The sequence below is a fragment of the Halomonas huangheensis genome, from assembly GCF_001431725.1.
Classification (GTDB): domain Bacteria; phylum Pseudomonadota; class Gammaproteobacteria; order Pseudomonadales; family Halomonadaceae; genus Halomonas; species Halomonas huangheensis.
This window is the reverse complement of record NZ_CP013106.1, coordinates 183242-204030: the sequence shown is the minus strand read 5'-3', so window position 1 is coordinate 204030 and position 20789 is coordinate 183242. Positions and strand designations below refer to the sequence as shown.

The following is a 20789-nucleotide window of genomic DNA, read 5'->3' as shown; positions in this document are numbered from 1 at the left end:
TGAAGCTGCCCCTTTGTGTTTCCATGCCAGATTGAAACTGCTTCACAACCAAACTGGCAAGCAGCGAGCATACGAGAAGCAAGGTATTCAGATCCCGGAGGGTTCGGGAGCTCTATTCGATCGTAGCTCGTAGCTCGTAGCTCGTAGCTCGTAGCACATTACAGAAACGCCCCGAGGATTGAAGTCCTCGGGGCGTTTCTGTTGCTTGCCGTTCCATCAACCCTGACCGATCACGCCTGCTTGGCATCGCTCGGTTGCGGTAGCGACGGCAGGGACTTGTCGAGTAGTTCGACGCTCTGCCGATAGTAGAGCTGGCTCTTGTTGTGCTCGCCAAGGTTGGCATAGAGCCGTGCCAATTCCGCGCAGACTACACCGCTGGAACGCTGACGCTGACTGGCTTCGAAGTATTCACGGGCCTTGCCCCAATAGGCATTGCGCAGAGCCAGGCGACCCAATGTCAGCAACAGATCGGGGTCGTTGGGGCGTTCCTGCAGCCATTTCTCCGCCGTGACCAGTTGACGCGAGGCGTCCACCCCCAACAAGCCATAACGCAACACCAGACGACTGTCCCAGTGATCCTTGAGCGAATGACGCAGCAGACGCTCGGCGATCACCGGCTGATCGCCCTGCACCAGGGCCTCGGTGTAGAGCGCGATCAATTCGACATTGGAACGCAGATGCTCCGGCATGTCCGCCCAGAGGTTACGCACACGCTCGATATCCTCGGGATTGCGCGTTTCCTTGATGATCAACTCGCGGTAAGCCTGAAATTCCAGCGCCTCACGCTCCTCGCGGGCAATCAGTTGCTGGTCAGCCAGGCGCGGCAGCAGGCGACGCAGACCATCCCAGTCACTGACGCTGATGTAGGCCTGCTTGAGCTGCTTGAGGACTTGTGGGTGACGGGGCAAATGACGATCCAGCCGCGTCAGAATCGCCAACGCTTCCTCATACTGCTGACGATCCAGCATCAGCTGCGCCTGCATCATGCCGACTGCGGGATCAGCACCGTCAGTACTCAAATGAGCACGCTTGAGCAGCGTATCGGCCTGCTCATAACGCCCCTGATAGTGGGCCGCGAGAGCGGCCGACATATAGTTGACCAGCGGGGTACTGGAGTCGTCCGCCGCCTTGACCAACGCCTTCTCGGCACGCTTCCAACGGCCTTCTGCCAGCGCCACCAGGCCACGCACGGTACGCTTCATGGCGGTACGGTTGCGAGCTCGGGAGTTCCACACCTTGTAGCGGCTGACCGGGCGGCTCATACGCACCACCACACGGAGCAGGAAATGCAGCACGATAAAAATCGCCAACAGAGCCACTAGACCAAACCAGAAGTTGGTCTGCACCGAGGTGTCACCGACCCGTACCAGCCAATAGCCGGGAGCCGACTCCATCAACTGACCGAGAACGGCCCCGAGCGCAAGGCCCAGGACGATCAACAGGATCAGCTTTCTCATGAGTTACCTCCCTGGCCCTCAGTGCGAGCCTCGAAGCGCTGTTCGATGAAGCGAGCCAGCGCCTGCTGTGACGCACTGATATCCGGCAGCTCAGGGTGAATCGACTCCCCTTTGAGCTCGGTGAGACGTGCAACGACTGCCTGCACGGCCTCATCATCCATATCGTAGTAGCCCTCGAGCAACTTGATGGCCTTGTCGAGGCTGGCATCGTAGAGCCCTTGCTCTTCCTTCAGCAACGCGACCTGAGACTGCTCGATCACCAGACGCAGACTCTGACGCAGATAGGTCTCCTGCTCAGGCGAGATCAACGCTTCCAAAGGCTGGTCGTGATGACGGACCACAACCAGATCCTTGAGCTCGCTGCCAATCTTCGACAACTGTTCCTGCCAGGGGCCGCTGGGCGCCTCGGCAATGGTGGTGTCGGCAGTAAACTCCTTGATGTCCTGCGCCAGCGGCAACGCCGCGATCTGCTCCTGCTCGGCATTCAATGCCAGGTACAGGCCAGTACGGTCGACGCGCGGCACGCCTTGCAGTGCTGCCAATTCTTCAGCGATCGCTCGACGCACCGGAACCAGTGCCGGGTTATCGGCTTCACGCAACCGGTTGTCCGCAGTGCGCAGCAATGCAGCAGCGCCTTCTACGTCACGCTCCAATTGCAGGCGCTGGTTGGCCAGACGCAGTAGGTAAGCGGCCTCAGCATGCAGCCAGTCACGGCTATCGGCATCCTGCTCTCTGGACAAGTCGGCCAGCACACGGTCGAGCGTCTGATTGACCTCGGCCTTGTAATCGGAAAAGTTCGTCTGGATACCGTCGATGCTCTGGGTCATCGCCTCCTTGCGCTCATTGAGCCCTGAGAGCCCCGTTTCCAGTCGCCCGGTCAGGTTCTGTACCTGTTCGACGCTCGCAGCGTTTTCCTTGAGCTGATCCAGGCGATCACTCATGGCCTGTTGCATCTGCCAGCCCTTCCAGCCGATGAAGCCCAGCCCGATGATAACCAGCAACACGAGCACCAGCGCGATCACGCCCGCCTTGCTGCCGCTGGATTTGCCACCGCCTGTGTTATCTCCACTGGTCGAGGCAGAACCACCGCCACTGCCGCCACCCGCTCTGGAGGCGGTAGAGGAAGAAGCACTGTTGGAAGTCGGCTTGCTGGCCGCGCTCTTGCCACTGCTGGATGACTTACCGTCACCTGACGCCTTATCACTGCTTGACGCCTTGCTGCTGTCGGAGGCTTTGCCAGTCGAGGAGGACTTGCCAGCTTCGGGGGAGGCCTTGCTTTCAGATGACGCGGGAGAGCTGGTCTGGCTGGCGGTCGTTGCCGCAGGCTGGCTCTGCGTTGAATCGCTCGACTTCTGCGTTGAATCGGTACTGTCGGCAGATGCAGTTTTGCCGGTATCAGCATTCGAGGCAGAAGATGAAGCAGCGGAGGAGGACGAAGCCTGGGCCCCACCGGCCTTGTTGTGCCGACGTGAGCGCCGCGTACTGCCTCGGCCGGCAGCACTCTTTGAGGCTTCCTTGCCCCCGGACGCGGCTCCTGCCTCCTTCGAGGCAGTCCCGGACGGGGTCTTCTGTTCGTCCTGATCGTGCTGTTGGTTGCTCATCTGTCGCTAGCCCTTTTCGAGATCTTCATTCGGCATCCTTCGGGTCGCAGGTCCTTGCCACCGCAGCCGCCAGCGCCGCGGGCGATGCGCCAGACGCCACGACCGGGACACAAAACCCCAGCTCCTCCGCCAGTCTAGCCAACCGCTGGCTGGATACTACAAGCGGTTGCTCAAAGGCGGTCTGTGAACACCATCTTGCCAGATGTTCCAGGATTTCTCCGCTACTGACCACCAGTGCTCGATAATGTGCTTGATCCAGCATGGCTTTTGCCTCGCTGGAAGGCGTCAGCAGTTGACGCCGATATACCTCAATCCGCGTTACCGCTGCACCGCGTTGTGCCAGACAGTCTGCCAGCACTGGGCGGCCACCTTCACCTGCCACCAGCAATACCCGCTGATGCTCGAGGTCTCGCAGCGAGCCCAGTTGCAGCAGAGCCTCACTGGTTTCCTCTCCCATCGTCGGCGACGGCACCCGCACTCGTAGACCCAGCGCCTCATGCAACAACGCCGCTGTTGCCTTGCCAACCGCATACAGCATCAGGCCTTGCGGTAACTGAGGCCAATAACGGTCCAATGCGGCGATCAGACGCTCTGCCGCCGCGGGACTGATCACGACCACCTTATGAAAATGGTCGATATCAAGCCAGGTGGCTCGCATTTGTGCCGTTTCAGGCACATGCTGGTGAGCCATAAGCTCCAGGTGGGACACCGGCAGACCTCTGGCTTCAATGGCCTCGGCCAGTGCCCCGGCGCGCTTGCCGGGCCTGGTGATCACCACTGGTGCCCCGGTCAGTGCGAAAGCTCGTGTCATACCGCCAGCATCATCATGGTGCTCCTACCTTCAGCGTGGCATATCTGCCTTCAACGCGGCCCATAGACTTCAGCAAGAATCTCCCCCGCTCCCTGCTCCAGCAAGTCCTCGGCGACTCTCAGACCAAGCAGCTCCGGCTCATCCACCGAGCCGCGGCCTTCTGCACGCAGCACTCGGGTGCCGTCCGGCGTTCCCACCAACGCGCGTAACCAAAGGGTGCGGCCCTCATCCTCGAACACCGCGTGGCCACCAATCGGTACCTGACAACCGCCTTCCAGACGGGTATTCATGGCTCGTTCGGCGCGAACTCTCGTCGCAGTCTGTAGATCATCCAGCGGGGTCAGCAACGACACCAATTCAGCGTCATGCATCCGGCACTCGATGCCGAGCGCCCCCTGGCCACAGGCCGGCAGGCAGACTTCCGGCGGCAGTTCCTGGCGAATGCGCTCTCCCAACCCCAGACGTTTGAGCCCTGACGTGGCAAGCAGAATGGCATCGAATTCGTCGGCATCAAGCTTGGCCAGGCGCGTCTGGACGTTGCCCCGCAGGCTGATGACCTCGAAATCCGGGCGTGCCTCGCGCATCTGCAGACCACGACGCAGGCTGGATGTCCCGACGCGCGCACCTTCGGGCAATTCATCCAGGCAAGACCAGCGATTGGACACCAGCGCATCGGTAGGTTCGGCACCAGCAAGAATCACCGATAAGCCGAGGCTTTCGGGGAACTGCATCGGCACGTCCTTCATCGAGTGCACTGCGATATCCGCACGGCCATCAAGCATGGCTTCCTCAAGTTCCTTGACGAACAAGCCCTTGCCACCAACCTTGGCCAGTGGAGTGTCGAGGATGCGGTCGCCGCGCGTCGACATCGGCACCAGTTCGACCTCAAGATCGGGATGTATCTCCAGCAGGCGGTCGCGAACATATTCCGCCTGCCACATGGCCAGCTGGCTTTTGCGGGTGGCGATTCGCAGGGTGGACATCTGTGGCACAACTTTCTCCCTGATCGACAGTCCCGTTACGGCAGCCATCGATAACATGAGTGGATACCATCATCATAAAGCACCGCCCGGGTAAGGAAAATTGGACGAAGCGCCACAGTCGTTGTCACGCACTTCCGACAAGGTCATCACATCGTCCCGACCAGAGCCGGTAGTCCTCGCCTGACGTGTCGACTCTGGTACACTTCGGACATGGTCCGGCGCCAATCACAACTCGGCTGCACGACACCGCCATAGCGGTGATTCACAGCACCGACAAGATCGGCGCATCGCTCACTTTCGTCATGCAGGAACCCAGTCCAATGAGTCACAGTACCAATCAGTCCTGGGGCGGCCGCTTCAGCGAGCCCACCGACGCTTTTGTCGCCCGCTTTACCGCTTCCGTGGATTTCGACCAGCGAATGGCCCGCCACGACATCCAGGGCTCGATTGCACATGCCACCATGCTGGCACAGGTTGGCGTGCTCAGTGACGAGGAACGTGACGCGATCATCAACGGGCTGACGGAAATCGAGCAGGAAATCGCCGCTGGCGAGTTCGAGTGGTCGGTTGAACTGGAAGACGTGCACATGAATATCGAGGCACGCCTCACCGCCAAGATCGGCATTACCGGTAAGAAGCTGCATACCGGTCGTTCGCGCAATGATCAGGTCGCCACCGATATTCGCCTCTACATGCGCGAGGCCATCGATCTCGTCGCCGAGGAACTGGCTCGTCTGCGCAGCGGCCTGATCGAGCTGGCCGAACGCGAGGCCGATACCATCATGCCCGGCTTCACACACCTGCAGACTGCACAGCCGGTAACCTTCGGTCATCACCTGCTGGCATGGCACGAAATGCTCGCCCGTGACCATGAGCGTCTGCTCGACTGCCGCAAGCGCGCCAATGTACTGCCGCTGGGCGCTGCTGCTCTGGCAGGTACCACCTACCCCATCGACCGCCACCTGACCGCACAGCTGCTTGGTTTCGATCGCCCGGCGGAGAACAGCCTCGATGCGGTCAGCGACCGTGACTTCAGCATCGAATTCACCGCCTTTGCCAGCTTGCTGCTTATGCACTTGTCACGCATGAGCGAAGAACTGGTGCTGTGGACCAGCACACAGTTCAACTTCATCAATCTTCCGGACCGCTTCTGCACCGGTTCCTCGATCATGCCGCAGAAGAAGAACCCCGATGTTCCCGAGCTGGTGCGCGGCAAGAGCGGCCGTGTCTATGGTCACCTGATCGGCCTGCTGACGCTGATGAAGTCGCAGCCGCTGGCCTACAACAAGGACAACCAGGAAGACAAGGAACCGCTGTTCGACACCTTCGACACAGTGATGGGCTGTCTACGTGCCTTCGCCGATATGGTGCCGGCCATCGAATCAAAAACCGAGTCCATGCGTGAAGCCGCTCGGGGTGGCTTCTCCACCGCGACCGACCTCGCCGATTACCTGGTGCGCAAGGGCGTGGCGTTCCGCGATGCTCACGAGATCGTCGGCCAGTCAGTGGCCTTCGGCATCGAGCAGCACAAGGACCTGTCCGACATGACGCTGGCCGAGCTCCAGCAATTCTCCGACATCATCGACGAAGACGTCTTCGAGGTGCTGACACTCGAAGGTTCTGTTGCGGCGCGCAATCACATCGGTGGCACCGCACCAGACCAGGTACGAGCTGCCGCACAGCGCGCTCGCGATGCACTCAAGGCTCTGCAGGCAGGAGGCCAGTGATGATCCGGACACTGACGAGCAGCGTGATGTTGCTGCTGTTGAGCTTCGTTGTGGCTGGATGCGGCCAGAAAGGCCCGCTGTACCTACCCAGCGATGAAGAGGCCGCTGAGCGCTATGGCCCGCGGGAGGAAGCCCAGCAGGATGAAGAGCAGCAGCCCGAGGACGAGTCCAGTGATGCGTCAGCGGACAGCACTATACCGGCAGACGAGAACTGAGCATGGATCATTTTGAATATCGCGATGGCCAGCTCTATGCCGAGCAGGCCGCACTAACGGATATTGCCGAACAGGTCGGCACGCCATGCTACGTCTACTCACGAGCCACTCTGGAGCGCCACTTCAATGCCTATGAGCAGGCACTGGAGAACCACCCCCACCTGATCTGCTATGCGGTCAAGGCCAACAGCAACCTGGCGGTACTCAACGTATTGGCTCGCCTGGGTGCCGGCTTCGATATCGTTTCAATCGGCGAGCTCGAGCGCGTGATGGCCGCCGGCGGTGATCCGTCACGCGTGGTGTTTTCAGGCGTGGCCAAGCAGGAACACGAGATGGCCCGTGCCCTGGAGCTGGGTATCAAGTGCTTCAACGTCGAATCTCGGCCTGAGCTGGAGCGCCTCAATGCGGTAGCCGAACGTCTCGGTGTGGTGGCTCCGGTATCGCTACGCGTCAACCCGGACGTCGACGCCGGAACTCACCCGTACATTTCCACCGGGCTCAAGGACAACAAGTTCGGCATTCCAGTCGATGATGCTTTCGAGGTCTACCAGCAAGCCGCGGCGTTGCCCCACCTCAAGATTTCCGGCCTCGATTGCCATATCGGTTCGCAACTGACTGAAGTAGCTCCCTTCCTCGATGCTCTGGAGCGGCTGCTGCTGCTGCTTGACCGCCTGCGTGACAGGGGTATCGAGATCGAGCACCTTGATCTCGGTGGTGGTCTTGGCGTGCCCTATCGTGACGAGACTCCTCCGGCACCGTTCGTCTACGCGTCGAAGTTGCTCGAACGCCTGGCACAGTGGCCCGGTGGCGACAAGCTGACACTATTGTTCGAGCCGGGGCGCTCGATTGCCGCCAATGCCGGCGTGATGTTAACCCGTGTCGAGTTTCTCAAGCCCGGCGAGACAAAGAACTTCGCGATCGTCGATGCGGCGATGAACGACCTGATCCGCCCGGCCCTCTACCAGGCCTGGCAGGCGATCATTCGCGTGGATACCCAGGCCTCGCGCGAGCCCGCTGTCTATGACGTGGTCGGCCCGGTATGCGAAACCGGCGACTTCCTCGGCAAGGATCGCGAACTGGCCATCGCGCCGGGCGATCTGCTGGCGGTACGCTCGGCGGGAGCCTATGGCTTCGTGATGGCTTCCAACTACAACAGTCGCCCACGACCGGCCGAAGTCATGGTCGATGGTGAACGCTTCCAGGTTGTGCGTCACCGTGAGCAGATCAGTGACCTCTGGGCCGGCGAAACCCTGCTGGGGGAGCCGCAGTAATGCTGTTGCATTTCACCAAGATGCACGGGCTCGGCAACGACTTCATGGTCGTTGATCTGGTCACTCAGCGTGCACGCCTGGAGAACGAGGAGATCCGCCGTCTGGCGGATCGCCGCTTCGGCATCGGGTTTGACCAGTTGCTGGTCGTGGAACCGCCGCGAGATCCGGACATGGACTTCCGCTACCGCATCTATAATGCTGATGGTAGCGAGGTGGAAAACTGCGGTAATGGGGCACGCTGCTTTGCCCGCTTCGTGCTCGATAAGCGGCTGACCCACAAGCGTCAGATCAGGGTCGAGACGGCGGGAGGTCCGCTGGTCCTGGACGTGCAGGACGATAATCAGGTCAGTGTCGATATGGGTGCGCCACGCTTTGCACCGCAGGCATTACCTTTCGACGCAGATGAGGACCTGCTGACGCACCGGCTGGATGTGGATGGCAAAAGTGTCGAGATCAGTGTCGCTTCCATGGGTAACCCTCATGCGGTACTGATCGTCGACAATACCGATGACGCGCCAGTAGAGCATCTTGGCCCAGCTATAGAGGCCCATCCGCGCTTTCCCAGGCGGGTGAATGTCGGCTTCATGCAGCTGGTCTCCTCCGGGGAAATCCATCTGCGCGTCTACGAGCGGGGCACCGGAGAGACGCTGGCTTGTGGTACTGGTGCCTGTGCAGCGGTGGCATGTGGTATTCGCCGCGGCCTGCTGAGCAGCCCGGTCAAGGTGCACCTACCTGGCGGTAGTCTGCAGATTGACTGGGCGGGAGGCGAGAGCCACCTGATCATGACTGGGCCAGCAGAGCGTGTCTATGATGGACGCATAGCGTTGCGCTAGATCGATAATATAAAAGTACGCAAGGGAGACGCGCATGTCGCAACCTGCCCATGAACCTCGCAAGACACTGGATCCAGACCGCGTCGCCGAATGGCTCGCCCGCCACCCGGACTTCTTCGTGGGTCGAGAGGGGCTGTTGCAACAACTGAAGGTTCCCCATCCCGACACCCAGGGGGCAACATCCCTGCTCGAGCGTCTGGTCCATGACCTGCGACGCAGAGCCGAGGGTGCAGAATGGCGACTGGAACAATTGCTCGAGTCGGCACGCCATAATGAAGCCCAGTACCGACGTACTCGAGAACTGGTGCTGGCCCTGCTCGAGGCCGAGGACAACGATGCGCTTGGGCAAGCATTGGCCACTCAATTGAGTGAACGCTTCCAGACCCCGGCGGTCGCATTATGGTGCCCTTCCAGCCTGACCGATCGCGACCTGCAACCGCCCCAGGCGCCTCGCCATGTACTCGACGAACACACCGGGCAGCGCCTCGCTGCACTACTCGATGGCCGCGCCAGCCGCTGTACCAAACTGACGCCCACCGACTGGAAGCGCCTGATTCCGCATATCAAGGCACCAGCAAAATCCGGCTCCTGCACCATTGCCCGCCTGACGCTCGGCGAACCTCAAGGCTATCTGATTCTCGCCAGCCAGGACCCGGATTACTTCCGCGCCAGCATGGACACACTATTTACCGAGTATCTGGCCGATATCCTGGTACGCCTGTCGTTACGACTCGGCGAACGGGGCCATGACTAAGCTGGTCAGCGAAGTCGAGGGCTTCCTCACCGAGCTGGGCCAGACTGCCAGCCCGGCAACGCTCGACGCCTATCGCCGCGACCTGACGTCACTGATCGAGCACCAGCAATCCCGTGGTGCCGATCAGGTGGAAGGCCTCGACAGCAAAGCCATCCGCAACTTTCTCGGTGCTGAACGCGCCAGAGGCCTTGCCTCGCGTAGCCTGCAACGCAGGCGTGCCGCGCTGTCACGGTTCAGTGAATTTCTGGTGGAACGAGGCCTCCTCACTCATAACCCAGTGACGCTCAACCGAGGACCGAAGACACCGAAAGATCTGCCCAAACCACTGGATGTCGACCAGCTGGCGCAGTTTCTCGACACTCCCCATGACGGATCACCACTATCGGTGCGCGATCAGGCCATGCTTGAACTGCTTTACTCCAGTGGTTTGCGTCTTGCTGAGCTGGCGTCATTGGATCTCGGCGATTTGCAGGAACAGCGTGTGCGAGTCATCGGTAAAGGCTCCAGGCCTCGCCAGGTACCTGTAGGAAAACGCGCTCGCGAAGCACTCAAGTGCTGGCTGGGCATCCGCAGTACTTTCGTTGCAGATGATGAAAAGGCGCTGTTTGTCAGCCAACAAGGACGGCGTCTCGGTCATCGAGCCATCCAGCAACGCCTTGTTACCCAGGCGCGCCGACGCGGCCTTCCTGAACATCTGCATCCTCACCGTCTACGTCATTCCTTTGCCAGCCACCTGCTGGAGTCCAGCCAGGACTTGCGTGCCGTGCAGGAGCTGCTCGGCCATGCCAATCTATCGACGACTCAGGTCTACACCCGCCTCGACTGGCAGCAGCTGGCACAGAGTTATGACCAGGCTCATCCACGAGCCCGGCGACGTACAGGACGCGGAGATACCGCCGATACGGAGCCGGAATCAACCTCTTGATCCAGGACAGATACCATGACATTGAGGGTGTTGACCTTCGATCTTGACGACACCCTGTGGGATAACGCCGGGGTGATGGAACGTACCGAACACGGTCACTTCGACTGGTTGGTGGCAACCCTCGCTGAATGGCAACGCTCGCGTGGCGAGACACCAACCCCCGCCATTCAGCTCGACGAGTACCGTCAACGCCGTATCGCGCTGGGCCTCCAGCAATGGGCCCGACGCGGTGACTTCAGTTGGCTGCGTGAACGTACTCTGATTGCTCTACTCAAGGAAAGTGGCGTCAATCACGCAGCTGCACAACTTTGGGCAGCGCTGGCCATGGCACACTTCCACACCCTACGCATCCAGCTCACCCCTTTCGAGGGAGTCGACGCGATGCTGGAGCGGCTCGGCCAGCGCTACCGCCTCGGCACCATCACCAATGGCAATGTGGCTTTCCACCAACTGCCGCTGTCACGTCTTTTCGAACACAGTATCGCCGCGGGCGAGATATTCGCACCCAAGCCTGATCCACGGGCGTTTCTTGCCATGCTGGCACGCTTCGGTGCCAGTCCGTCCGAGGCTCTGCATATTGGCGACTCATGGCAGGAAGATGTTCTGCCAGCGTTACGCCTGGGCATGCGAGCCGTGTGGATCGCCCCTCCCGAGGCACAAACCGGCAACTTGCCGAGCGGCGTCACGCGACTGACCAATGTACGGGAGCTGGAGTCGTTCCTGTCGCACCAGGCCGCACCAAGCCGCACCAAGCCACAGTGAACGAGAACATCATGCCTCGTCGGGCTGATCCAACCACTCGTCCAGGCGTCGATGGGCATCTTCGACCCCCTGGCGCTTGAGCGCAGAGAACAGTTGGATCGTCACCAGGTCTTCCCATTCACGTAGGCGCGTGCGGACCTGGTTGAGCGCGTTTCTTGCTGGCCCATTCTTCAGCTTGTCGGCCTTGGTGAGCAGGATATGCACCGGAAGGCTACGCTCATCAGCGACATCCAGCAGCGTCAGATCAAACTCGGTCAACGGGTGGCGGACATCCATCACCAGCACCAGCCCCTTGATCGAAGCACGCTGCTGTAGGTACTCGGCGAGGTGGCGCTGCCACTCCAATTTGACCTTTTCCGGCACCTTGGCATAGCCGTAACCGGGCAGATCCACCAGCCGGCACTGGCTATCGTCGCCAACCGAAAAGAAGTTGATCAGTTGAGTGCGCCCCGGTGTACGAGACGTGCGCGCCAGCGCCTTCTGCTGAGTGATGACATTGATTGCGCTGGACTTCCCGGCGTTGGAACGACCGGCAAAAGCAACCTCGGCACCGCTGTCGGCAGGGCAGCTGGCCAAGGTGGGAGCGCTGGTAAGAAAACGGGCCGAAGCGTACTTTAGCGGCATGAGGCGGTGCGGTTCCTGACAGTGAACAATGGTAAGGGAGTCAGAGCGACATTTCCGCCCTGGGGGTGATTGGTTATAGTTAGAGCTGTGTGGCATCTGGATTGAGGAGTGCTGCTCTTGCGAAAGGGTTCCTTGCGAAAGGTTCATGGCAGACCCCTCACGCATTACAGCTGATCGGCGTTTCCTCATCTCTATCATAACACCGTGCCGATGCCACCAGCGACAGGCCTGAAAATGGCCTGCCAGAGCCCGGCGACCATAGTGCCGCAAACCGACCGGGGCCCATCCTGAACAACATAACGGCATAAGTGATCTAGCGATGAGACAGTTACTGGCAAGCCTGGCAATTACCCTCGGTGCCGTCGGTACCGTGCACGCTGACATGCAGAGTGACGCAGATGCCGCTGCAGGCAAGGAGAAGGCGCAGGCCTGCGCCGCCTGTCATGGCCCGACCGGCGTTGGCATCGGCCCCATTTTCCCCAACCTCGCCGGCCAACATGCCCCTTACCTGGCCAGACAGATCATCGATATTCGTGATGGTGATCGAGCAGTACCACAAATGGTCGGGCAACTGGACGACTATACGGACCAGGACGCCTGGAATGTCGCGGCCTGGTTCGCCAGTCAGGAACCCGTTGTCGGCCAGGCAGATCCCGACCAGCAGTTGCTCGAGCGCGGAAAGGAGCTCTACCGCGCCGGCGACCTGGCCAAGGGTGTTCCTGCCTGTTCGGCTTGCCACTCACCGAATGGCGGCGGTATCGGCTCGGCAGGCTATCCGGCACTTTCCGGACAACATGCTGAATATATCGTCACATCCCTGCAGGCTTTCGCTGCGGGAGATCGCAGCAATGATCTCAATGGCATGATGTCCGATATTGCCTCGCGGATGAGTGACGAGGACATGGAAGCAGTGGGTAATTATGTGCAGGGGCTGCATTAAGCCTGACAAGCGACTGTGCCAACCCAGTCATTCATAGCCTGTGAGGCGGCCCTCTGGCTGCCTCGCTATATACACAGCCAGCAACTCTATATACGCGCAAGCAAGGAATTCACGATCAGCGCGACAGATACTGCAGGGAACCCCTTACGCGTTATAGACTCAAAACAGCGTTCGCACTGGCGGGTGTCCAACGGACCTCCGCGGAAAACAGTCTCAAGGAGATAGCAAAGCATGCTGAAGTCATTGATGGTTGGATTGGTGGGGCTTAGCCTGTCCACAGCCGCAATCACCGCCACTGCTGCCGAGGAAGAAGGCTACACCCTGGCCCCCAACGAGGTGCACCTGGGCTCGGATGACAGCAAGATCAATGTGACCGAGGTCTTCTGGTACGGATGTCCGCACTGCTATGCCCTGGAAGATCCGCTCAACAATTGGGTTGCCGACCTTCCCGAGGACGTGGAGTTCGAGCGTCTTCCGGCCATCATGGGTGACAGCTGGCGTTCTCATGCCCAGGCCTACTTCGCCGCCGAAGAGCTGGGCATCATCGACAAGACGCATGAGGACTTCTTCGATGCCATGCATCAAGACGGTCGTCGCTTCAGCGACCTGGCCGATATCGCGGACTTCTTCTCCGATTACGACGTCAGTGAGGAAGATGCACTGAGCGCGCTGAACAGCTTTGGCGTCAAATCACAGATCAATCGCTCTCAAGCTACTACTCGTAACCTGCAGCTGATGGGCGTGCCGGCACTGGTCGTTGATGGACGCTATATCGTCTCGCCGAGCTCGGCCGGCAGCCTCGAGAACATGCCAAAGGTCGCCTCGCGCCTGGTCGAAAAGGTCCGCGAGGAACGAGCAGGCCAGGCAGAGGCTGAGTAGACATGTCTTCTCTGGCCGATGCACGTTTCCCGGCCCCCGGTCGAGAGCATCTGAAGCTCTTGACCTTCAACCTGCAGGTGGGAATCCAGACATCGGCCTACCACCACTATGTGACGCGCAGCTGGCAACATTTTCTGCCAACTCCTGAGCGGCAACAACGCCTCGGCTTGATCGCCGAGGTTCTGTCACGCTTTGACGTAGTGGGCCTGCAGGAAGTCGATGGCGGTAGTTTTCGCTCCAGTCAGGTCAATCAAGTGCATTACCTGGCGGAAGCCGGCGGCTTTCCTCATCACTATCAGCAGCTCAACCGTAACCTGGGACGCCTCGGACAGCACAGCAATGGACTGTTGTCGCGATTACGCCCCTGCCAGATTGAAGAGCATAGCCTCCCCGGCACGTTACCTGGTCGCGGTGCCATTCATGCCCGCTTCGGCAATGGCCCGGATGCACTGCATCTGATAGTGGCACACCTGTCATTGGGACAACGCACCCAGCGACGCCAGTTGGATTACCTCAGCGAACTGGTCTCGCCTCTACGTCACGTCGTGGTGATGGGTGACCTCAACTGCACGCCTGATCGCCTCCAGTCACACGGGCGCTTCTGTGATGCCCTGCCGCTGCACCCCGTAGCCCCCGTGCCCAGTTACCCCTCCTGGCGACCACGACGGGCACTGGACCATATTCTGCTGTCATCGTCATTGCACGCCGACGAAGTCGAAGTCCTTGACCACCTGTTCTCCGACCATCTGCCGGTGGCTATCGATATCCAACTGCCAAATGCCTGCCGCCAGGCGATGGCCGTAGCCGCCGCCTGACAGAAAGGTTGCTCCAGTTGGCATGATATCGGCGCGCTGGAGTGCCGAAACGCTTGCCCAAGGACACCTGATGGCTCAGAGACATACAAGACCTGCGAGACGGTCTACTTCGCTCGCCCGTTGGTGGCAGTACAATGACAGTTGTATCGGGCTTCACGTATAGTCAGCACAAGCCTTCACCCCCACGCCTCGGGGAAATGCGCCTGAAATGCTCATGAGGCGATGTGTGTTTCCCTCGGTGAAGACGCTCGACAATAACCAGAGCTAGACTGGAAGCCCTCCCATGCCCAACTCCCATGGCCTACCGCCCCCCATAGCCGCCCTTGACCGCTGCTCCGAATATCTCGGTAAATCACTTGCCTGGCTGATCCTGGCAATGATGGTGATTCAGTTTCTGATTGTGGTGCTGCGCTATGCCTTCAGCGTCAACAGCATCGCAATGCAGGAATCGGTGATGTACATGCATGCTGCTGTCTTCATGCTGGCTGCCGCTTATACACTGCGCCACGACGGCCATGTGCGTGTGGATATCTTCTACCGCGGCATGTCGGCACGCGGCAAGGCACTGGTTGATCTGCTCGGTACCCTGTTCCTGCTGCTGCCGGTCATGATCTTCGTGATCGCGACCAGCCTCGGCTACGTTGGCAAGTCCTGGCGGATTCTCGAAGGCTCGCCGGATGCCGGAGGCATCCCTGGCGTGTTTCTACTCAAGACTCTGATCCCGCTGTTTGCCCTGTTGATGATTGTGCAGGGGCTAGTGGAAATCTATCGCAAGGGCCTGATCCTCACCGGCAGACTCGATCCTGATGCGCAGCCTGACGACGCCAACGAGGAGCACCTGTAATGCTTGAGTACATGCCTCTGGTGCTGTTCGGTGTCATCTGTGCGGTATTGATGTTCGGCTACCCGGTGGCGCTGTCGCTGGCCGGCACCGCTCTGGCCTTCGCCGGCCTTGGCTATGGACTGGAGTCGATCGGTATCGACGCCAACTTTGACGGTAGCTACCTCAACGCCTTCCCCAATCGCCTCTACGGCATCATGAGCAACACCACCTTATTGGCGGTACCCCTGTTCGTGTTGATGGGGGTTCTGTTGGAGAAGTCGCGAGTTGCCGAGACCCTGCTTGATGCCATGGCTCTGCTGTTCGGTTCGTTACGTGGCGGTCTGGGGATCTCGGTGACGCTGGTCGGCATGATGCTCGCCGCTTCCACTGGTATTGTCGGCGCCACGGTGGTCACCATGGGCCTCATGTCGCTACCGACCATGCTCAAGCGTGGCTATAGCCCATCGCTGGCTACCGGCACCATCTGTGCCACCGGTACCCTGGGACAGATCATTCCTCCATCGATCGCGCTGGTGCTGCTCGGTGATGTGCTGTCATCTGCCTACCAGCAGGCACAGCTCGAGATGGGAATCTTCAGCCCCAAGACGGTCTCGGTTGGCGATCTGTTCATGGGCGCGTTGGTGCCCGGCCTGCTGCTGGTCGCCGTCTATATCCTCTATGTCGGCCTGGTGGCGATGTTCAAGCCCAGCGCCGCCCCTGCAGTTGACCGCGATGAGCTGATGGCTGAGATGGGCCACAATAGCGGCCTGGGTCTATTGCTGCTCAAGGGCCTGGTACCCCCCATTGTGTTGATCGTCGCCGTACTGGGCTCGATCCTCGGCGGATTCGCCACTCCCACCGAGGCTTCCGCTGTCGGTGCTTTCGGTGCGCTGGTGCTGGCTCTAGCCTACCGTCGGCTGGACATGGCGACGCTCAAGGAAGTACTTCGCTCGACCACCAATGTCACCACCATGGTGTTCCTGATCCTGATCGGTGCGGCGTTGTTCTCGCTGGTGTTCCGTGCCTACGGCGGTGAGGAACTGGTCACTCATTTGTTCGATAGCATGCCAGGTGGCGTGATCGGCGCGACCATCATTGTCATGCTGGTGATCTTTCTACTTGGCTTCATTCTCGACTTTATCGAGATCACCTTTGTGGTGGTGCCGATTGTCGGCCCGATTCTGCTGGCCATGGGACTCGATCCGATCTGGCTGGGTATCATGATTGCCATCAACCTGCAGACTTCCTTCCTGACACCGCCCTTCGGCTTCGCGCTCTTCTATCTACGCGGTGTGGCGCCGGACTCCGTGCCGACTTCAGCGATCTATCGCGGCGTCATTCCCTTTATTGTATTGCAGCTCTGTATGCTGCTGGCACTGGCCTTCTTCCCGCAATTGGCCACCTGGCTGCCATCCCAGTTCTGACACTGCATGCCAGCGGGCGCACTGCCCGCTGGCCCTTCCGTAGTTCCATTCTCCCCCTTTCCCTGCCCCAGCCCCAGCCCCAGCCCCAGCCCCAGCCTCAGCCCCACTTTTCTGCATGCTTCGCCTCAGATCACATACTGATGCTGCCGTTGGTATCAGCGTGGAGAGCCTGGCATCGACACTCACGCGCGGGCGTCTATAGTGTCCAGAGCGGCGTTCCGTCAACCCGACACGAGCCAGCATCGCAGAGTGAAGACACTGCCAGTACGCCCTTCGTGCAAGGAACTCTCTCAAGCAGCTCACATGAACGACCCACAACAACACTCCACAACAGCGGTTCAACAATAACCGTTCAAGAATAACCGTTCAAAAATACCAAGGGGATACAAATGCATCACACGTCACTCATTCGTGTTGTCGCGCTGACGGCTACCACCGCAGCCCTGCTGGTAGCAACACAGGCTCAGGCCCAGCAAACCTACGAATGGAAGCTGGTAACGTCCTGGCCGAAGAACTTTCCCGGGGTTGGCCAGGGGCCGGAACGCCTCGCGCAACTGGTCGAGGAAATGTCCGATGGCCGCCTGACCATCGAAGTGTTCGGTGCCGGACAGCTGGTACCAGGTTTCGAGGTATTCGATGCGGTTTCGGAAGGAACCGCCCAGATTGGCCATTCGGCTTCCTACTACTGGAAAGGTAAGGCGCCAGCAGCTCAGTTCTTTGCCGCCGTTCCCTTCGGCATGAATGCTCAGGAAATGAATGCCTGGCTGCACTATGGTGGCGGCCTGGAGCTGTGGAACGAGTTGTACGATGAATTTGGTGTGGAAGTCATGGCCGCAGGGGCATCCGGCGTGCAGATGGGCGGCTGGTACAACCGCGAGATCAACTCGGTGGATGACCTTCAGGGCCTGAAGATGCGTATGCCGGGGCTCGGCGGTGAGGTGATGAGTCAGATGGGCGTCGCCATCGTCAACATGCCTGGCGGCGAAATCTTTACGTCCCTGCAATCAGGAGCGATCGACGCCACCGAATGGATCGGCCCCTACAATGACCTGGCCTTCGGCCTGCATCAGGCAGCGGAGTATTACTATTACCCCGGCTGGCACGAACCAACGGTGATGTTCGAAGCCATGGTCAACGATGAGGCCTGGAACGAGCTACCCGCTGACCTGCAGGCGATTCTTCGCAGCGCCATACGTGACGTCAACCAGGACGTGCTCGATGAGTACACCGCCCGCAACAATGATGCGCTGGCCACACTGATCAACGAACATGATGTACAACTGCGTAAACTACCGGATGATGTCCTCGCCGAAGCCAAGCGTATCTCGGCGGATGTTGTGCAGGAACTGGCAGATTCCAGCGAGTTGGCAGGGCGCATCTACGAGTCCTACAGCGACTTCCAGCAGAAAGTCACCAACTACCATGCGATTTCCGAGCAGGCATACTACAACGCCCGCAACCCGGACGGCGAGGTCAGCTTCGATAACGCCAACGCTGAGTAACGCAAAACAGCGGGGCCGCTTGCGGCCCCGTTTTCCACCGAGCAATGTGCCCGCTCAGCCAAGGCAGTGCGGGCTCAACCAGCGTTCCGCGGCCCACAGCAGTACGCCATAGCGACCTCCCTTGCTGAGTACAATCCAACCCGCGGCCCGCCACCAGGGTAGACGCGCAATTCCTGCCAACACTGTCAGCGGATCACCCAGTATCGGCACCCAGGCCAGCAGCAGAGTGGCTTCTCCGCCACGCTGATACCAACGTTCGGCACGTTGCAAGCCACGCTCAGTCGCAGGAAACCAACGCCGTCCGACCCATTGTCGGGCAAAACGCCCCAACGCAACATTTATCAAACTTCCCAGTGTATTACCGGCGGTGGCGACGACCCACAACATGATCAGTGGTTCACCCTGACACCAGAGTGTGGCCAGCCATGCTTCGGAGCCTCCCGGCAATAATGTCGCGCTGAGCATGGCGACGATGAATAGGCTCAACAAGCCGAGCTCCTGTATGCTGTGGCTATCGATATCGCCTGATTGTCTCATTCATTTTCCGGACCCGCTTCATGTCTGCATCCGCCTCCATGCCTCATACCTTGACCATCGCCGGCTCTGACCCTTCAGGGGGAGCGGGTCTACAGGGTGATATCAAGACCCTCTCTGCACTCGGCACCTACGCCACCAACGTGATCACCGCCGTCATCGCCCAGAACACCTGTGGGGTACGCGAGGTGCATCCGGTATCGGCGGCGACGATTCGGCTACAGCTCGATAATCTGTTGGACGATGTCCGTATCGACGCGGTGAAGATTGGTATGGTATCCAGTCGCGAAGTGGCCGAAACGCTGCGTGACGCCCTGGAAGCTCGCCGTCCGCGCTGGATCGTGCTGGACCCTGTCATGGTCGCCAAGAGCGGCGATATTCTGGTCGATGCCGCTGGTATCAGCGCAGTGCGTGATGTGCTGGTTCCTCTCGCGGACGTTATTACCCCCAACCTGCCCGAAGCCGCAGTACTGCTCGACAGGGAAGCCCCGACGACACCGGATGCCATGGAGGCCATGCTGCCAGCGCTCAAAGACCTATCAGCGTCCTATGTTCTGCTCAAGGGTGGCCATCTGGCGGGCGACAAGTGTCCAGACCTGCTGGCCACTCCCGAGGGCGACCACTGGCTGCCGGCGCCACGCATCGATACCGACAATCTACACGGCACAGGTTGCGCGCTGTCATCGGCGATTACTGCACAACTGGCCCACCTACCCCCCGGGGCCGGTCACGAAGACATCGTACAAGCCATCAGCAGTGCCAAGCGCTGGCTACATGACGCGCTGGATGCCAGTCAGCGTCTGCAAGTTGGTCAGGGGCGTGGCCCAGTCCACCACTTCCATGCCTGGTGGTAATCGAAGAGCGGTATCGTTCGTGAATGACATCGCTCTCGTATGGATCGGTTCCTGCTCCATTGCCCTCACTGCGGCATAGCACCCACCGCATTGTCCTTGCGATATCGGCGACTGCCACCCATGCTGAAGGTCCATTCGCTGGTGATGTGAGGACAGGGCCATGACGCGCACCCTGCTGTTTGCCTGTGATCTTTCCGCCGAGAATCGCGCGGCCTTCGGACGTGCCATTCGCCTGGCCAACGAGCAAGGCGCACGTCTGGATATTCTGCATGTTCTCGACCCCTACCTGCCACGCCGTGCGCTGCGCGACCTCGAGACGGCAGTCGTCGCCGATATCCAGACGATGATGACAGACCTGCGTGAGGACTATGCCTTCCCGGAACCTCCACATTTGATCCAGGTCGTGACGGGGGCTGCCTACGCCGAAATCATTCGCGAATCCCACGAACGCGAAGCGGACATGATCATCCTCGGCACCCATCGCAAGCGCGGGCATCCAGACCTGGTAAGTGGTACCACCCTGGCACGGGTACTACGCAGTGCTCCCTGTCCGGTGCTGACCGTTTGCCAGCCACCTTCCAGTGAATGGAACGACATCCTGCTGCCGCTGGATTTCTCGCTGGCCTGCCGACGTACATTGCGCGAAGCGCTGAGTCGCTTCCCCGAGTCACGCCTCGAACTGCTGCACGCCTGGTCAATCCCCGGCGAGCGTGAACTGGGATCGGACAGCGACTTTGCCAACTGGAGAGATCACCAGGTTTCACATCTTCGCCATCAGCTGCAGAAGGATATCGATCAGTTGATGGCTGAATTCAATCAGGTCCCCGAGCTGGAGCTGGTACTGGAACAGGGCGAACCTCTGGAAGTATTGATGGCCCATCTGCGCCGTCAGCCGCCGGATCTGCTCGCACTGGGTAATCGCAGTCAGTCCGGTCGACACAGCCAGATCACCAGTCACCTGCTGGCCGAGCTGCATTGTGACATCATGCTTTGCCGCGCCTGGTAGCTTGCGAACGGCAGTCTACGCAGCACTCTATTCATTCGAGAGGCCTTCA

At 60.0% G+C, this 20789-nt stretch carries 21 protein-coding genes; 15 read left to right on the top strand and 6 right to left on the bottom strand.

All coding sequences use genetic code 11. The annotated features are described in order from the left end of the window. Positions 1–230: 230 nt before the first annotated feature. Genes AR456_RS00970 through hemC form a run of 4 tightly spaced genes read right to left on the bottom strand, consistent with a single transcriptional unit; the run spans position 231 to position 4852 of the window. On the bottom strand, positions 231–1457 hold the full coding sequence (locus tag AR456_RS00970) for a heme biosynthesis HemY N-terminal domain-containing protein (protein WP_021819146.1): 1227 nt from the start codon (positions 1455–1457) through the stop codon (positions 231–233). Continuing rightward, positions 1454–3058, bottom strand: a complete 1605-nt coding sequence (locus AR456_RS20765) for a uroporphyrinogen-III C-methyltransferase (RefSeq protein ID WP_031207919.1) — start codon at positions 3056–3058, stop codon at positions 1454–1456. Before AR456_RS20765 ends, AR456_RS00970 begins: the two co-directional genes overlap by 4 nt. A gap of 25 nt (positions 3059–3083) precedes the next feature. Further along, on the bottom strand, positions 3084–3869 hold the full coding sequence (locus tag AR456_RS00955; protein WP_021819149.1) for a uroporphyrinogen-III synthase: 786 nt from the start codon (positions 3867–3869) through the stop codon (positions 3084–3086). Positions 3870–3919: 50 nt separating this feature from the next. Then, the gene (hemC, locus tag AR456_RS00950) at positions 3920–4852 is read right to left on the bottom strand and encodes a hydroxymethylbilane synthase (protein WP_031207921.1); all 933 of its coding nucleotides are present in this window, start codon (positions 4850–4852) and stop codon (positions 3920–3922) included. A 320-nt stretch (positions 4853–5172) separates the two neighbouring features. Between hemC and argH the strand changes: the two genes are divergently transcribed. The 7 genes from argH to AR456_RS00915 are packed head-to-tail and all read left to right on the top strand — an operon-like array spanning position 5173 to position 11339. Next, complete coding sequence (gene argH, locus AR456_RS00945) at positions 5173–6579, top strand: argininosuccinate lyase (protein ID WP_021819151.1); 1407 nt, start codon at positions 5173–5175, stop codon at positions 6577–6579. After that, on the top strand, positions 6579–6794 hold the full coding sequence (gene lptM / locus AR456_RS00940) for an LPS translocon maturation chaperone LptM (protein ID WP_021819152.1): 216 nt from the start codon (positions 6579–6581) through the stop codon (positions 6792–6794). The genes argH and lptM overlap by 1 nt, the downstream gene beginning before the upstream one ends. 2 nt (positions 6795–6796) lie before the next feature. Beyond that, positions 6797–8065, top strand: coding sequence for a diaminopimelate decarboxylase (gene lysA, locus AR456_RS00935; RefSeq protein WP_021819153.1), 1269 nt, complete (start codon positions 6797–6799; stop codon positions 8063–8065). Then, positions 8065–8898, top strand: a complete 834-nt coding sequence (dapF, locus tag AR456_RS00930) for a diaminopimelate epimerase (RefSeq protein WP_021819154.1) — start codon at positions 8065–8067, stop codon at positions 8896–8898. The genes lysA and dapF overlap by 1 nt, the downstream gene beginning before the upstream one ends. 34 nt (positions 8899–8932) lie before the next feature. Beyond that, the gene (locus tag AR456_RS00925) at positions 8933–9652 is read left to right on the top strand and encodes a DUF484 family protein (protein WP_021819155.1); all 720 of its coding nucleotides are present in this window, start codon (positions 8933–8935) and stop codon (positions 9650–9652) included. Continuing rightward, the gene (locus tag AR456_RS00920) at positions 9645–10577 is read left to right on the top strand and encodes a tyrosine recombinase XerC (protein WP_021819156.1); all 933 of its coding nucleotides are present in this window, start codon (positions 9645–9647) and stop codon (positions 10575–10577) included. Before AR456_RS00925 ends, AR456_RS00920 begins: the two co-directional genes overlap by 8 nt. Positions 10578–10592: 15 nt before the next feature. Next, positions 10593–11339, top strand: coding sequence for an HAD family hydrolase (locus AR456_RS00915; RefSeq protein ID WP_021819157.1), 747 nt, complete (start codon positions 10593–10595; stop codon positions 11337–11339). A gap of 9 nt (positions 11340–11348) precedes the next feature. Here AR456_RS00915 and yihA read toward each other — a convergent pair whose 3' ends face one another. After that, positions 11349–11963, bottom strand: a complete 615-nt coding sequence (gene yihA, locus AR456_RS00910) for a ribosome biogenesis GTP-binding protein YihA/YsxC (protein WP_021819158.1) — start codon at positions 11961–11963, stop codon at positions 11349–11351. A gap of 319 nt (positions 11964–12282) precedes the next feature. On the opposite strand from yihA, the gene AR456_RS00905 reads away from it, so the two are divergent. The 6 genes from AR456_RS00905 (at position 12283) to AR456_RS00880 (ending at position 18346) form a co-directional block, all read left to right on the top strand. Next, positions 12283–12903: a c-type cytochrome gene (locus tag AR456_RS00905; RefSeq protein WP_021819159.1), complete on the top strand. Its 621-nt coding sequence runs from the start codon at positions 12283–12285 to the stop codon at positions 12901–12903. Positions 12904–13134: 231 nt separating this feature from the next. Further along, a complete protein-coding gene (locus AR456_RS00900; protein WP_021819160.1) occupies positions 13135–13782 on the top strand; it encodes a thiol:disulfide interchange protein DsbA/DsbL in 648 nt (215 codons plus the stop codon). A gap of 2 nt (positions 13783–13784) precedes the next feature. After that, positions 13785–14597 (top strand): endonuclease/exonuclease/phosphatase family protein, encoded by an 813-nt coding sequence (locus tag AR456_RS00895; protein WP_021819161.1) that lies wholly within the window; start codon positions 13785–13787, stop codon positions 14595–14597. 283 nt (positions 14598–14880) lie between these two features. Beyond that, positions 14881–15441 carry a TRAP transporter small permease subunit gene (locus AR456_RS00890; protein WP_021819162.1) on the top strand — a complete coding sequence of 187 codons (561 nt, stop codon included), beginning with the start codon at positions 14881–14883 and terminating at the stop codon, positions 15439–15441. Continuing rightward, complete coding sequence (locus tag AR456_RS00885; RefSeq protein WP_021819163.1) at positions 15441–16844, top strand: TRAP transporter large permease; 1404 nt, start codon at positions 15441–15443, stop codon at positions 16842–16844. Before AR456_RS00890 ends, AR456_RS00885 begins: the two co-directional genes overlap by 1 nt. 389 nt (positions 16845–17233) lie before the next feature. Next, positions 17234–18346 carry a TRAP transporter substrate-binding protein gene (locus tag AR456_RS00880; RefSeq protein WP_021819164.1) on the top strand — a complete coding sequence of 371 codons (1113 nt, stop codon included), beginning with the start codon at positions 17234–17236 and terminating at the stop codon, positions 18344–18346. Between the two features lie 54 nt (positions 18347–18400). On the opposite strand, the gene AR456_RS00875 is transcribed toward AR456_RS00880, so the two are convergent. Then, positions 18401–18835, bottom strand: coding sequence for a YqaA family protein (locus AR456_RS00875; RefSeq protein ID WP_031207931.1), 435 nt, complete (start codon positions 18833–18835; stop codon positions 18401–18403). A gap of 68 nt (positions 18836–18903) precedes the next feature. On the opposite strand from AR456_RS00875, the gene thiD reads away from it, so the two are divergent. Further along, complete coding sequence (thiD, locus tag AR456_RS00870; protein ID WP_021819166.1) at positions 18904–19734, top strand: bifunctional hydroxymethylpyrimidine kinase/phosphomethylpyrimidine kinase; 831 nt, start codon at positions 18904–18906, stop codon at positions 19732–19734. Positions 19735–19894: 160 nt separating this feature from the next. Further along, positions 19895–20740: a universal stress protein gene (locus AR456_RS00865; protein WP_021819167.1), complete on the top strand. Its 846-nt coding sequence runs from the start codon at positions 19895–19897 to the stop codon at positions 20738–20740. The last annotated feature ends 49 nt before the right edge of the window (positions 20741–20789 follow it).

What these genes read in the sequence shown, in the direction of transcription:
- AR456_RS20765 (WP_031207919.1), bottom strand. Translation starts at nt 3,058, where the DNA reads ATGAGCAACCAACAGCACGATCAGGACGAACAGAAGACCCCGTCCGGG.
- AR456_RS00970 (WP_021819146.1), bottom strand. Translation starts at nt 1,457, where the DNA reads ATGAGAAAGCTGATCCTGTTGATCGTCCTGGGCCTTGCGCTCGGGGCC.
- hemC (WP_031207921.1), bottom strand. Translation starts at nt 4,852, where the DNA reads ATGTCCACCCTGCGAATCGCCACCCGCAAAAGCCAGCTGGCCATGTGG.
- AR456_RS00920 (WP_021819156.1), top strand. Translation starts at nt 9,645, where the DNA reads ATGACTAAGCTGGTCAGCGAAGTCGAGGGCTTCCTCACCGAGCTGGGC.
- yihA (WP_021819158.1), bottom strand. Translation starts at nt 11,963, where the DNA reads ATGCCGCTAAAGTACGCTTCGGCCCGTTTTCTTACCAGCGCTCCCACC.
- AR456_RS00900 (WP_021819160.1), top strand. Translation starts at nt 13,135, where the DNA reads ATGCTGAAGTCATTGATGGTTGGATTGGTGGGGCTTAGCCTGTCCACA.
- lysA (WP_021819153.1), top strand. Translation starts at nt 6,797, where the DNA reads ATGGATCATTTTGAATATCGCGATGGCCAGCTCTATGCCGAGCAGGCC.
- dapF (WP_021819154.1), top strand. Translation starts at nt 8,065, where the DNA reads ATGCTGTTGCATTTCACCAAGATGCACGGGCTCGGCAACGACTTCATG.
- thiD (WP_021819166.1), top strand. Translation starts at nt 18,904, where the DNA reads ATGTCTGCATCCGCCTCCATGCCTCATACCTTGACCATCGCCGGCTCT.
- AR456_RS00955 (WP_021819149.1), bottom strand. Translation starts at nt 3,869, where the DNA reads ATGACACGAGCTTTCGCACTGACCGGGGCACCAGTGGTGATCACCAGG.
- AR456_RS00915 (WP_021819157.1), top strand. Translation starts at nt 10,593, where the DNA reads ATGACATTGAGGGTGTTGACCTTCGATCTTGACGACACCCTGTGGGAT.
- AR456_RS00905 (WP_021819159.1), top strand. Translation starts at nt 12,283, where the DNA reads ATGAGACAGTTACTGGCAAGCCTGGCAATTACCCTCGGTGCCGTCGGT.
- AR456_RS00885 (WP_021819163.1), top strand. Translation starts at nt 15,441, where the DNA reads ATGCTTGAGTACATGCCTCTGGTGCTGTTCGGTGTCATCTGTGCGGTA.
- AR456_RS00865 (WP_021819167.1), top strand. Translation starts at nt 19,895, where the DNA reads ATGACGCGCACCCTGCTGTTTGCCTGTGATCTTTCCGCCGAGAATCGC.
- AR456_RS00890 (WP_021819162.1), top strand. Translation starts at nt 14,881, where the DNA reads ATGCCCAACTCCCATGGCCTACCGCCCCCCATAGCCGCCCTTGACCGC.
- AR456_RS00880 (WP_021819164.1), top strand. Translation starts at nt 17,234, where the DNA reads ATGCATCACACGTCACTCATTCGTGTTGTCGCGCTGACGGCTACCACC.
- AR456_RS00895 (WP_021819161.1), top strand. Translation starts at nt 13,785, where the DNA reads ATGTCTTCTCTGGCCGATGCACGTTTCCCGGCCCCCGGTCGAGAGCAT.
- argH (WP_021819151.1), top strand. Translation starts at nt 5,173, where the DNA reads ATGAGTCACAGTACCAATCAGTCCTGGGGCGGCCGCTTCAGCGAGCCC.
- lptM (WP_021819152.1), top strand. Translation starts at nt 6,579, where the DNA reads ATGATCCGGACACTGACGAGCAGCGTGATGTTGCTGCTGTTGAGCTTC.
- AR456_RS00925 (WP_021819155.1), top strand. Translation starts at nt 8,933, where the DNA reads ATGTCGCAACCTGCCCATGAACCTCGCAAGACACTGGATCCAGACCGC.